This window comes from Mycobacterium sp. IDUB_39, from assembly GCF_055419205.1.
On record NZ_JBVAXF010000002.1, the window covers coordinates 1,086,043 to 1,098,607 of the forward strand.

At 61.4% G+C, this 12,565-nt stretch carries 11 protein-coding genes; 1 reads left to right on the forward strand and 10 read right to left on the reverse strand.

Annotation, left to right across the window (positions count from 1 at the left end):
- Positions 1–4 precede the first annotated feature (4 nt).
- From ACZY0X_RS11340 to ACZY0X_RS11350, 3 genes are all read right to left on the reverse strand, one after another.
- Positions 5–736 (reverse strand): SGNH/GDSL hydrolase family protein, encoded by a 732-nt coding sequence (locus ACZY0X_RS11340; RefSeq protein WP_463770333.1) that lies wholly within the window; start codon positions 734–736, stop codon positions 5–7.
- On the reverse strand, positions 736–2,103 hold the full coding sequence (locus tag ACZY0X_RS11345; protein ID WP_463770335.1) for an O-antigen ligase family protein: 1,368 nt from the start codon (positions 2,101–2,103) through the stop codon (positions 736–738). Before ACZY0X_RS11345 ends, ACZY0X_RS11340 begins: the two co-directional genes overlap by 1 nt.
- 556 nt (positions 2,104–2,659) lie before the next feature.
- Complete coding sequence (locus ACZY0X_RS11350) at positions 2,660–4,102, reverse strand: Wzz/FepE/Etk N-terminal domain-containing protein (protein WP_463770337.1); 1,443 nt, start codon at positions 4,100–4,102, stop codon at positions 2,660–2,662.
- Positions 4,103–4,853: 751 nt separating this feature from the next.
- Between ACZY0X_RS11350 and ACZY0X_RS11355 the strand changes: the two genes are divergently transcribed.
- A complete protein-coding gene (locus ACZY0X_RS11355) occupies positions 4,854–5,894 on the forward strand; it encodes a glycoside hydrolase 5 family protein (RefSeq protein WP_463770339.1) in 1,041 nt (346 codons plus the stop codon).
- Between the two features lie 89 nt (positions 5,895–5,983).
- Here the strand turns inward: ACZY0X_RS11355 and ACZY0X_RS11360 are convergent, their stop codons facing one another.
- The 7 genes from ACZY0X_RS11360 to ACZY0X_RS11390 are packed head-to-tail and all read right to left on the reverse strand — an operon-like array spanning position 5,984 to position 12,484.
- Entirely contained in the window at positions 5,984–7,318 is a 1,335-nt protein-coding gene (locus ACZY0X_RS11360; RefSeq protein WP_463770341.1) for an MATE family efflux transporter, read from the reverse strand.
- Positions 7,294–7,737: a hypothetical protein gene (locus ACZY0X_RS11365; protein ID WP_463770343.1), complete on the reverse strand. Its 444-nt coding sequence runs from the start codon at positions 7,735–7,737 to the stop codon at positions 7,294–7,296. The genes ACZY0X_RS11360 and ACZY0X_RS11365 overlap by 25 nt, the downstream gene beginning before the upstream one ends.
- Entirely contained in the window at positions 7,734–8,879 is a 1,146-nt protein-coding gene (locus ACZY0X_RS11370; RefSeq protein WP_463770345.1) for a glycosyltransferase, read from the reverse strand. Before ACZY0X_RS11370 ends, ACZY0X_RS11365 begins: the two co-directional genes overlap by 4 nt.
- Positions 8,876–10,189 carry a hypothetical protein gene (locus ACZY0X_RS11375; protein WP_463770347.1) on the reverse strand — a complete coding sequence of 438 codons (1,314 nt, stop codon included), beginning with the start codon at positions 10,187–10,189 and terminating at the stop codon, positions 8,876–8,878. Before ACZY0X_RS11375 ends, ACZY0X_RS11370 begins: the two co-directional genes overlap by 4 nt.
- Before the next feature lie 6 nt (positions 10,190–10,195).
- Complete coding sequence (locus ACZY0X_RS11380; RefSeq protein WP_463770349.1) at positions 10,196–10,915, reverse strand: LbetaH domain-containing protein; 720 nt, start codon at positions 10,913–10,915, stop codon at positions 10,196–10,198.
- Complete coding sequence (locus ACZY0X_RS11385; protein WP_463770351.1) at positions 10,912–11,952, reverse strand: GDP-L-fucose synthase family protein; 1,041 nt, start codon at positions 11,950–11,952, stop codon at positions 10,912–10,914. The genes ACZY0X_RS11380 and ACZY0X_RS11385 overlap by 4 nt, the downstream gene beginning before the upstream one ends.
- Positions 11,858–12,484 (reverse strand): LbetaH domain-containing protein, encoded by a 627-nt coding sequence (locus tag ACZY0X_RS11390; protein WP_463770353.1) that lies wholly within the window; start codon positions 12,482–12,484, stop codon positions 11,858–11,860. The genes ACZY0X_RS11385 and ACZY0X_RS11390 overlap by 95 nt, the downstream gene beginning before the upstream one ends.
- Between the last annotated feature and the right edge of the window lie 81 nt (positions 12,485–12,565).

Consider the following 12,565-nt stretch of genomic DNA (forward strand, 5'->3'; position numbering starts at 1 on the left):
GTACCTACTTGCAGCCGGGCGCGCCAATATCCTTCAAATGCGATTCCAACCTGGACGCGTACTGCCGGTGTCCACTGGAGTTCGGGTGGTACCCGTCTGACACGAACAACGCAGGGTCGGCAAGCCAATTTTCCTCGATAGGGTCCACGTAAAGTACGTCGTTATTCTTCGCCGCCTGTCTGATTGCGTCCGAAATGGGACGCAGGACTGTTGCGGGTTTCTTCGGTGATGCCACTGGGCCGATAGCGATGATCGCAGGGCCCGGCCCAAGCGCCGTTCGCAAGTCCATGAACGTGGTATCAGCCGCTTCAGCCACCTCCCTTGGCGGAAAAACGTCATCGTTGAACCCGCCTTCCACGATGACCAACTGTGGCTTTCCCGCTACGGCGTCGCCCACTCGGGTCGGAAACGCGCTCTTGCCTTCCGCTCCACTGTCATTGGCGTACCCGGTACCTCCCTCAGAGGCATTGTCGACAAGCTGCCAGCACAAATCGGACGATAGGAGCTGTACCCATCCGTCGCCCAGTGAGCCCGCTCCGGTGCCCTCGGCGTACGAATCACCGAGGACCGAGAATGAGAGGACGTTCTGAGCTTCACCGGAAACGATCAGTGGTGAGTTCGGCTCGCGCAACTGCGGCGAGGCTGACGGCGCCTCGGCTTCGTGGGCTGAAGTCAGCAAAACGGCTCCGCTAAGAAGCGTCAGGCCAGTCAAAGCTATAGCCAGCAGTAGGCGCATCAACTATCCCCGATGGGATTGTTCGCCGATGCCTTCCGGGATTTAGTATCAGCACCGTTTCGTCTCGACGGAATTGCTGGAGGGGGTGCGGGACCGGTCGTGTGCCTCAACCACGTATCGCGCAAGTACTCTTCCTTTTTGGCGTTCTGCTGTATGGAGACCAGGGCTGCGACCGATCCCACCGTAAAGTACAAAAATCGGTCGGTGAGCGGATTCTCGATGACCCCGAGGCCCAACCATGTAAAAATGGAGATTAACAAACATGCTGCAAGGTGGCTTCCGGTTTCTCGAAGCCTCCAACATGACGAAATGAGAGCTATCCAATATGCCAACATCGTGCAACCAAGAACGAAACCACCGGCGGCGATGATCTGAATGTAAATGCTGTGAGCTTCGGCGATGTGCCGTAATCCTAGGCCAAATACTGGGTATGATTGGACGTCGTTTAGTGCTTGGTTCAACAGGATCGCTCGCTCGGCATCGCTGTCACTAGCACCCGTATTGCGCGCTTCAGTAAACCGAAACAGGTCCGTTAGCACATCGCTGGCAAGCATTTCCACCAACACAAATAGGGCCGACATCGAGACCGCTAGAGTAATGACGACATTCTTGAGAGCCGCACGCCGTTCCGGGGCTGACAGCAAGGTTGCCAGAATGATTATCGGAGTTGCGAGTTGTGTCCCCCGGGACCCGGAAGCGACGACGCCGCCAAGTAGAACCACAAACGCCAACCGCGATGCCACCCACGTGAGTCGCCCACGTCGCGCCATGAAGTACATAGCGATCGGAATCGCGATTGCGCAAGTGAAGCCCAGCGTGTTCGGGTGATCAGTGAGGCCAGTCTGCCGTGAATTGTTACTGGCATAGCCCAGACTCGTAGCTATATGAGTCACCTTGAGGAGGTCGGTGATCGAGATAGCGGCAGATAGGGTGATGCCTCCAATGAATGATCCCATCACCCAACGAGGTGTTCGCGGTTCGATCGCTGACCAAGCGATGATCGTTAGAGGCACCAACACCAGAGCTACCATCCAGATTGCGCCTTTTGTCACATTGTCTGGCACAAATGGCGATGGGATATATCGAATGGCGAGAATGTCCTCCGGCACAGGAAGCAACCATCTGCCAATAATGCAGATAAACAGCCCGAGTGGCGCAATCCATATCCATGCGGGCACGGTGAATCGCAATTCTCCAAAAAACACGTGCAAAAGCGCTATTCCGAAGGCGAGGATCAGGCATAGGTCGGATATCGGTCCGACAGCACCCCAAGAGACCGTGAAGGCTCCGGCAGACAGGATTCCTACGCCGATGTACACCAGGACCTGCGATTGCGGGATCACTCTTAAATCCCGCTGCGTGATCATGCTGGGCCCCCAATCCCCGCTGTGCCATGGCCTATTGGCGACCATCCACAGCCGACGCAAGTCCTATCATGCTACAGATAAGCCATTTCATGTTGCAGATGCGGAATAGCTTTGGCCACGGTTCGGGAGGTGGTGTGACTACGGTGGCCGAGCCGGTTTCGGGTTGAATTGGGCGGAATTTGTTCTCAAGAACAAGCCTGAGTTGCGGTTGATGGCCCCACTTGCGCACCGTGACGACCGCTTCGGGTGCGACGGCGGTGCAAATCCTGTGGTCCTCGCGAATCACTGGCATCGCGCCAACGGTGATACCGATCCCGGTCAGTCGTTCCTCCTGCGTCGGGCGGACCCGCAAGGCACGTCTCCTCGAGACCGAAACACTTCCGTGCGACTGCATCTCAATCAGCTCACCCGATCCGCTCTGGCGGCGGGAACAGGTGCCTGCTCCAGACGCGCCAGGTGGATCAAGAGATATCGCTGGTCAAGTTAGCCGCATCATCGTCGGCCACCACTCCGTTGTCGGCAGGAGTGCTGCCGTTCTTAGAGCACGATTGGCAGATCAAACCGTGCGCGGCCCGCCGTGGGTTCTGACTACTTCAACAGTCTCTAGGGGAGCGCCCGCGGATTCGCCATTGGTACGAGGAGGCTTGCGTGCCAGTGTTTTATCAACCTGCCGCTCGTCCGTGCGGCTGCCCGATCGGGCGCAGAGAACGGCGCCGATAACATTTGCTTGGAGGTTGGCGAGGTTCTCCCTAGACGAGGCCAAATCTGTCAACTTCGTCCGACCGACTCGAGTGACTAACAGGACACCGTCAACGTTTGACGCGACGGTTGCAGCGCCGCCTCCGTCCAGAATTCCCGACGCGTCGACTATTACTAGGTCATACGAGGTGCCAAGCTGGTCGAGGACTTCACGAAACTCCGGCATGGCCACGAGGTCAGCAGGCACCGTCCCGTCGCTGCGACCCGGCCCAATCGTGACCATCCCACTGTTGTCGCGTTGCCGCACCTCAGCAAGACTGCTGCGTCCTAGAATGACGTCCGCTAGACCTGGAGACGGTTCATCAGCGCTGAAGTTCACGCTGACCCAAACGACCGCGATCTTTGCTCGGTGCATCACGTTGGCCAGGTTCCTGGCCACGGTGGCTGCATCCTCATTAGTTAGCGTAGCTGTACAAAGCAATGTCTTGATGGGGGCAACGCGGGACGAAAGGAGCAGCGACCGCAGATCGCGGTACGCCACGGAGACTCCATCCGAGCCCATGGCGAAGTCAACTTCTCGGGAGGCCGCCTTTGCAGCGGCAGGAATTTCGGCCACGACTGGTCGACCCAATGCAGATTCGACGTCACGTGAGTCCCGAACAGTGTTGTTGAAACGTTCTCGCACAATCACACTCAATAGCCCTAGCACAAAACCAACGACGCATCCGAGGGCGACATTCAGTGTCGTGTTAGGCACGACTGGAGCAGGTTGAACTTCTGCTGTGCTGACGACGGTAAGTCGCGCGGTGGGCTCCGCCCCAAGCGCGTGGATCTCTAAGCGAGAAACTGCACTTGCCAGTGAATCCGATACGGCATTGGCAAGTCTCTGCGCCACCTCGGGATCCTGATCGCGTGCCGACACCTCGAGAAGTGACACCTGCGGATCCGCAGTGACACGAATGGCAGGTCGAGTATCGCTCACCGTTTTGTCCAGCCTCGCCCCTTCGAGGGCCGGCGACAGTACGGCGTCTGAGTAGATCAGCTGAGCGTAGGTGCCGACACGCTCCTGCGAGGCCTTCGCCGAGTCGTACGCGGACGGCAACGAGCTACTGCCCGATGCCACAAAGAGGGTGCTTGTCGCCTCGTAGATCGGCTTCAGGTGGAAGCTGTACGCCAGACCGGCCATACCGCAAACAACAGTGAATCCGAGTATCAGAGGCCACCCGCGCAGCAACACGGTCAAGAAGTCACGTGCGCTACGGTGCATCCACCTGGTTTGTATCTTGCGTCTTTCCGTCATCGCGTCCCCCTTGTGCGTAATTCATTGACGGTGCACGGTTAGCCGTGGCGCAACACGGACTTTCTACTGCCCCCTAGTCCGCGTCGCCGGCTTGCCACTCGTACCTTGCGATCACTCCTTCCGCAATGTCCGGGGGCGGGCGATGACGTGCATCGACCAATCAACTCCCATCCAGAGCTGAGGCAATCGTAATACCGCGCGCTTAGGATCGCGGTTGAATGTCGGTTCGATATCAGAAATCACCAGATCACCTGTGCGAGACGGTTCGTGAATCGACCCTGCGCAGAGCAGCCGCATGTGGATCTGGTTCCACACCCCTCGGTGAAGGGAGCACCTGTCGACCGGGGTGGTTAGGCGACCTCCGTTTCGGTTGATCGGCGCCGGGTTTCAGCGGGTGCGATGCCGACCCGTGCGCGAGAAGCTTGCTTTGTGAAGCACCGCACCGACAGGGACCAGGTTTATGAGATCGGGGGGTGACCTATGTCCTAGAGTGGCTGGTCGGCGTCGATCAGGTTGTAGGCCAGAGCAATACCTGCCGCGCGCGGGCCGGCCCCTTGGGAACCCTGGTTCGCAACCGCGCGGTGGCAACGGTGCTCTCGATGGGATGGCCGAAGCTCTTCTCCACTTGCGTCTGGCTGGTCAGCTGGCGTGAGCATCGGCGCCGGGTTCCCGCATTCGACCCAGGGACTGCTCCAGCGCCTGCCCGAAGTGGCTCTAGGCGCACGCTGCTCCCATCCAGTACCTTGATCGGATGGGGGCGCTGTTCGAACGCCAAAGGCTCCGCAGACTAGCGGCGTCATTCTTCGCCGTCTTATTGATTTGTCCGATAATGACCCAGTTGGCGTGTGCCGCACCCGCAGCTCCCAACCCCGGGTACGGCTTCAGTCTTTATGGGGGGAATATCAGGTTGAGTTCCGATGATCTCAGCCGAGAACTCGACGCGGTGTCGCGAACCAACGCGTCGTGGCTCAGAGTAATCTTCGATTCCTTTCGCATCGAGCGTCAGAAGGGGAGTTTCGACTGGAGCTACTTGGACTTGGTTGTTAACTCCGCACGCGCTCGCAGTCTGAATGTGCTTGTCGTTCTTTCATACTCACCTGAATGGGCGAGACCCCCACAGTCACCGTTCAGTGCACCACCAGCCAATGATGACGATTTTGGCGACTTCGCGGCGGCAGCGGCCACGCACTACAGCGACCGCGTGACCAACTGGGAAATCTGGAACGAACCCAACGAGCAGAGGTTCTTCGACTACGAAGGCGACCCAGTGGTGAAGTACACAAGTCTTCTGAAGACCGCGTACTCGGCGATAAAGAGAGTGCAACCCAATTCGACGGTAATCTCCGGCGGTCTGAGCCGTTCGGGACAGATCGCCCCTCCGGAGTTCGTTGAGCGGATGTACGCCGCAGGCGCGAAAGGCTACTTCGATGCCACTGCGATGCATCCCTACGTATCGCCAGAAGGGCTCGCCGCCGATCCATACAACGGGTGGTCAGACGTTGGTCGGGTACACGCCATCATGTCGATTCACGGCGAGAGCGGAAAGCGCATATGGCTGACAGAGCTTGGGGCGCCCACCTTTACGGGGCCCGGCGGCGTGTCTCAGGAGGAGCAGGCAAAGCAGATCACTGAGGTGTTGGGTGCTGCGGCCTCGGCGGGATACGTTGGACCAGCTTTCATCTTCACAATCCGCGATATTGGCGACTATGCCAGCGATCCCGAGTACAGCTACGGAGCATTGCTGACTGCTGACTGGCAACCCAAGGCGGCCGCTGCAGTGTTGGCGCGATGACCCGCGGCATGACCGAGTGCCCGTCGCCGCAGCCCGGCAGCGATACGAGTTCGACGGCGTGAGGCGGCGACGCTATTCGATAGCTTGGCTCAAGCGGCCGAATCTGCGTTAGGGATCAACACCCTTCGCCTCGGGGCGGCAGGTGAGTGCACGTGTGGTAACTCGGCAATCCCGTCGTCGTCGCTGGCCCACGGACGGAACCACAGCATGGCCATCGTCGCGACGAATGTCGTCGCGGCGACCATGCCAAGCGCCACACCGGATGCCGTGCGAAGCGCGACTGCCGCGCCAAGCGAGGTCAGCAGCATCACCGCGACGTAACCGACCTTCAGCGCAAGCGCATCACGACTGCGGTTGAAGGTACGAAGGTAGATGGCGACGGCGATCGCCCAGCCGCCGATGGCGTACTCGCACGCGATGATCGGCACGATCTGTTGTGTCGCGGCGAACGTCGCACCGAGCAGGAACTCTCCCCACCGCAGCGGCAGGAAGTGCAGCACGACACCCAACGTCACGGCGGCCAGCGACATCGCCGCCGTGATGCGAACCAAGATTCGCCACACCTGCTCCGGCCGCATCGTCAGGCGAGTGCCTTCGGAGATCACAATCAGTGGCACGGCACTCGCAAGGATGGCGACGGGCGCCAATACCGCCGTCGCGCCCCGAACCGCGGCAGTGACGGCTGGACTGAGCACCAGGGTCACGAACAGCAACACCGCGAACACGGTGACCTGTTCCAGTCCCGCCTCAGTGCCATAGCGGACGCGGTGTCTCCAACCGTCGGCCATCCATTCGCGGTAGCCCGCGAGCCTCGGGCTGACCCGGACGTTGACGAGCATGCCGACCAGCGCGACGAGCGCAAGTAGACCCCAGGCGCACAATAGGAAACTGGCGGTGATGTGCGGCAGCTTGAGCCAGGTACCCACCAGCAGAAGCACCGAGCCGGCGGACCACACGCCGTCCCATATCGCTGCGATGTACGAGCGACCCTCTGCAATAGCGATATAGCGCAACACATCCTGGACGAGGACCACCGGGGTGGCCAACAGTAGAAGCAGCGCTTCGGTGCGCACCGCAGAACCGGCGACAGTGACCATCAGAATTCCGACGACTGGCGCGATGATCAACGCCGTCGTCACCGCGTACCCGCCTTCCCGACGGACATCGGTGGCGGATTTCGCCGAACTGAGGAGAAGCGGCGTACCCAGCGCCCCGCGCTGGACGCCGATGGCTGCCGCGAGCAGCGTCATCACCAGGCCGATTCGCCCGAAGTCGGCAACCGAGGTCACAACCGCGATCGCATAGATGATCAGACCATTGCTCAGGCTAGAGAAGACCTGATCAATTCCGCCAGCCAGGGCCCGCGTCTTGCTGAACGTCGACGGCCGCTCCATGTTGGCTACCCGCCCGCCGCCGACGCCCATACCTTCTCCAAGGCGGGCAGCGAATCCGTCAACCCGTGGTTGGCGAACAGTTCGAAGTTTGCGTAGCTTCCCTGCCACTCCGAGATCCGCGGATCCGAGACGTTCCGATGAACGTTCTGCGGTAGATCCTTGGTGAGTTCGGAACCATTAACGGGGAGCCGTGACTCGCCGTCACCCGACCAGACCACGAATCGTGCACCCGGCGACCGCGCCGGCTCACCATTGTCGAACCGATCCGGCGTTGGCCCGTTGGGCTCTCGGGCGAAGATGGATTCCACGCTGATTCCCTGCGCGGCAAGGGGAGCGCGTCCTCGAACGAATCCCCACCACAGCGCGCCCGTCACCAGAACGGAGAGCAGGACTGCAAACACAATTTGCAGGGCCAGCCAGAGTGGTCGGTGCTTGGTCCGTATGCTCATCGCATCCTCGCAAGCGTGATCGATTCGTATACGTCTTCGAGTCTCTTGCGTACTGGCGCCATGCCGTACGTCTCGCGAACCGCCACCCGCCCGGCCTCACCCTGGGTTCGGGCGGTCACGGGATCAGCGAGCAAGCCCGCGATCGCGCCCGCGTAGTCGTGCGAGCTGCCCGCGACGACTGCGCCGCAATCACTCCGTTCCACGAAGTCGGCGAGCCCCCCGTCGGCGTTGATCACCACCGGCACGGATTCAGCGAGTGCCTCGATGACGGTCATCCCGAACGGTTCACGGACGGCAGGAAGCACGTACACCGACGCCGCCCTCATTCGTTCGGCCGTATTCCCCGGAGCCACAGCAGGTTCCCGACGCAGGCGCGACTCGTCGATACCGTCGGCGCGTGCCTCGGCGATGATCCGGTCGACCGCCAGTTCCCCTCCTTCTGGTGGACCCACGAGGGAGAACTGCGCGTCAATGCCGCTGCGCAGCAGCTCGAGTGCTGCCGCGGCAAAGACCTCTGGACGCTTCCGCTTGTGCAGGCGCGCGAGGAACAGCACCTCGGGGGGTTGTGCCCGTTTGTCGGGGTCGGCGCCCGCTGTCACCGGCACACCATTCTCGAGCGGCTCCAGACGCAACCCTGGGCCGCCGATGACGCTGAGTTCAGCGCGTTCCGCATCGTTCAGGTAGAAGACGGCGCCGGCCGATCTGAGCACTTTCCTCGTCCACAGTGCGTCAATGGGCGTCGCAAGCGGGTGCGAACCGGTGACGATCATTCCGTGCGTCTGTACGACGATGGGTAGTCCGAGTTGCAGTGCGGTCAGCGCCGCAGGAATTGTGACCAGGTCGCGCGCCAGGTGAACGTGCATGACATCGAACTCGGATCCGTGGTGCTTGAGCCAGCCGACCATCGCGGGTGTCCAGGTCGCGGCGTACCCCACCCGTGGTAGCACTTGACGAGCCGGAAACAGCTGGGCCGGCGTGCCATCGATCTGTCGCGGTGGAACGGAGTAGCCGCGCGTTCCGGCCAGCAAGGTTGCCTCGTGGCCTGCCTCCACCAGAGCGGCACACTGATTGAGGGCGACCCGCGCCGGACCACCGTAGGCGCCATCGGGCGAAACGAGCGTGAGCACCTGCAGGACCCTCATAGTGCGATCGCCTCCACGATGTCCGACCGAGGATCACTGCGGTCGCAGTCGACGATCGCGGGAGTGAGTGCGGTTTCAAGCGCACTCCGCAAGGCGTCCCGATCGATCAACCCCGGCGGCAGGGTCGCGGTGACCTGAACCTGTCCGGCGGCATTGACCCACAGCGCGATCGTCAGACTTCGCGTGGTCCCGGGCGGCAGCGCGACCGCCAGCACACCCGCCTCGGGTCTGGTGAAATCGAGCTTGGACGTCGACGGAATCTTGGAGATATCCGAGTACGTCACCTCCACCAATCCAGGTTCGGAAGGCGTGCCCACGAGCCACCATTTCGGGCCGGGCCGCACGCCGAGGGCGAGGGCGATCCGTCCGAGCCCCAGATGCGCTGCGCTCTTCACCAGCGGCCAGCCCGAACTGGTGCGTTCGCGGAACTGTTCGCTGAATTCGTCGAACGTCATGTTCCTGCCGGTGGCCACCTTGGTGATGGTGCACAGGTTCGCCAGGGTTTCGACCCCGTGGGGAAGCCGCCGACGCAGGTCGATCAGGACGTCGACATCGTCGGCGACGGGGATGCCCGCGGCGCGGAGAGCGCGGTGGATCGAGAAGATGACGACCGAGGTGACCGACGCTCCGGGATGACGGGCATCCCGCCATGCCCTGACATCGCTCACGAACCCGGGCTTGCTCGCCACATGAATCGCCTCGTAGCCACGAACTGTGGCCGTGTGGCCATGCCGAGCCTTGAAGCTGCGAAACACCTTGCCGGCCTTGTGGGCCACCGCAGTGAACGTCGATTGCGCGAACTCAAGTGTGAGCGGCCCCCGGTGCTTGCTGCTGCGCGCAAAGGTCATCAACGCGGTGCGGAGGGGACGGTCGACGATCGCGGGATCCGGAACCGGCTCCACGAAACCCCGAGGAGAGTTTCGCGCAGTGATAGCGGCAAGCATCTCCATCATCACGTGGGAGTCACCGATACCGTGGTCGAAACACACACAGACGTACGCGCCCACCTGGACCAGGGAGATCGGCGCCGGTGCGGGACGGCCCATAACCCGCGTCAAGATTTCCTCCGGAGTCAGTGCCTCTGCCAGATCCGCCTTCAAGAGCGCCCCTGGCGTGTCCGTGTACTCCCATAGCCGCCCATCGGTACTTGGTATGAGACCGACCCGAAACCGTGTGCCTTGCGCGGCCATTCGGGCCAGCACGTCTGTGAACTGACATTCAACGTCGTCGGCCACCGGGCCGGCGACCACCCACACCGGATCGCCGGCCATCGCGAGGTCCAATGACCCGACACGCACTGAATTCGTCATCGCCGATCAACCGATCCCTGAGACCACGGTGCGTAGCTCGCCACGCGGAAGGTCGATCCTGAGTCTGGTCGTCGTGGTCTCCGCGCGCTCGAACCAACTCTCACCATCATCCGGGACATTGGACCTGATGAACTTGGCAGGAGATCCCCCGTAGATGCCCGGAGCTGGATCGAGTTCTCTCGTCCTGATCAGCATGGAGTTCGCGGTCAGCAGCGAGTAGCTCGGCAAGATGGCGCCCTTCAGCACCAGACAGTTGGTCAGCACCGCGGACCGCTCACCAACGATGACCCGTCCCGCGGATTGCACGTTCATCGTTATGTCGATCTCATGGCTCAGAATCGTGGTCCGCTGGCCAGCGATAGCGGACATGTCGCCGAGCCGGACTATCCCGGAACAGTCGATATTGTGTCGACTGGTGATGGCTGCGCCGTCGCCCATGGTCAGGCTTCCGACATCCGGGTGCAACGCTTGGTACGCAGGGTGCGCGGAGATCATGTTGAAGGAGCCCATCGTGGCGCCGTCGCCCATCTCCAGGAGGCGAAGAGACCGAAATGTGTTCAGTGCGGCGATCGTTACGGCCTCGCCGATGACGGCACGGTTGAGGTTCAACACCAGTACGGGGCCGATACGGGCGGACCGGGAGACGTCGTGGCCGAACATCCGCAACAGCCTGTTCTTCAGCGCGTGGCCGGGAAGAAGCCAGACCAGCATTTCGATTGCCTTCATTGTGGTCTCCCCACACAACGGTTGTCGGACTGTGACTCGGTGAACCAGGCGTACATCTTCTTCAAGCCAGCTTCGATTGTGAGGGTGGGCCGCCATCCGAGTGTCGCCAGTTTGCTGCTGTCCATGATCTTGCGCGGAGTGCCATCCGGCCGTGTCGAGTCGAACGCCACCTCACCCTCGAAGCCCACGACAGATTTCATCAACAGTGCCAGGTCTCGGATGGTGATCTCCTGTCCGGAACCGACATTGATGATTCCTCTGTCGTTGTAACCGCGCAGCAGGAAGACACACGCGTCGGCGAGGTCATCGGCGTCGATCAGTTCTCGCAGCGGCGAGCCGGTTCCCCAGACAACCACCTCCGACAGGTTCGTCAGCTTGGCCTCGTGGAATCGACGCATCAAACCCGCGACCACATGAGAATTCTCCGGATGGAAGTTGTCGCCCACGCCGTACACATTGGAGGGCATCACTGCGAACGCGTTGAAGCCGTGTTGCTTCGCGTATGCGTCGGCCATCGTAATACCGGCGATCTTCGCGATCGCGTACGGCAGATTGGTCTCCTCCAGCGGACCGGTGAGAAGCGCCTCCTCGACGATCGGCTGTCGCGCGTACTTGGGATAGATGCAGCTCGAGCCCAGGAACATGAACTTCTGTGTGCCATAGCGGTACGCAGCGTCGATGACATTCGTCTGAATCTTGAGGTTCTCCCGGATGAAGTCGGCGCCCTGAGTCGAGTTGGCGATGATGCCACCAACTTTCGCGGCGGCGAGCACGACGTACTCGGGTTTCTGTGAGGCGAAGAACTCCTCGACTGCCGCAGCGTCGTCGAGAGGAAGTTCCTCGTGTGTGCGGGTCAGGACATTCCGGTAGCCCGTGTCGTGCAGGCGACGTGCAATTGCGGAACCGACCATGCCGCGGTGGCCGGCAACGTAGATGACGGAATCAGTCTGCACGAGTGTCCCCATCGTCAGCCCGGCGGTGGTGCCACTGTGCTCGCGGCTGAGCCGCCAGCACAGTGGCTCCGCCGGGAACGTCATGGGGCACAACCGCCGTCGCCCCTACCGTCGCGCCGTCTCCGATGCAAACGCCGCGCAGCACAGTCGCCCGCGCCGCGACCCACACCGAATCTCCGATGACGATCGGGGCGTTGTCGAACTCGAAGGTGGGACTTCGCCGGTCGTGACTGCCGGTGCACAACAGCGCACCCTGCGAAATGCACGTGTTTGATCCGATGGTCACTTCTTCGAGGTTGAGGATCCAGGTCTCCTCACCGATCCAGGAGTTGCGCCCGACTGCCAACTTCCACGGCCAATGGATCCTCACCTGGTGCCGAACTATCACTCCTGCAGCGATGTTGGCGCCGAAGAGTCGGAGAACCCCGATGCGGACTCTGTTTGGACACCACCACTTCATCAACAATCCGCGCGACATCAGCCACAGAATCTGGATCGGCACCCCGCGGCCGCGACTGTATCCGCGTCCGGTGAAGCCATCGAGGGAGAAGTGGTTGCCGGGTTCGGGGTTGAGTCCGGAGAGTTGAGGTGAGTTGTGCTCAGCCACTGTGCTCATTCGAGGTCTCCCTTCATTTGGCCTGTAGAGGCTTTGGTGTTCACGACGTGATCAACACGACTGCACATGTCGGGTTCGGCT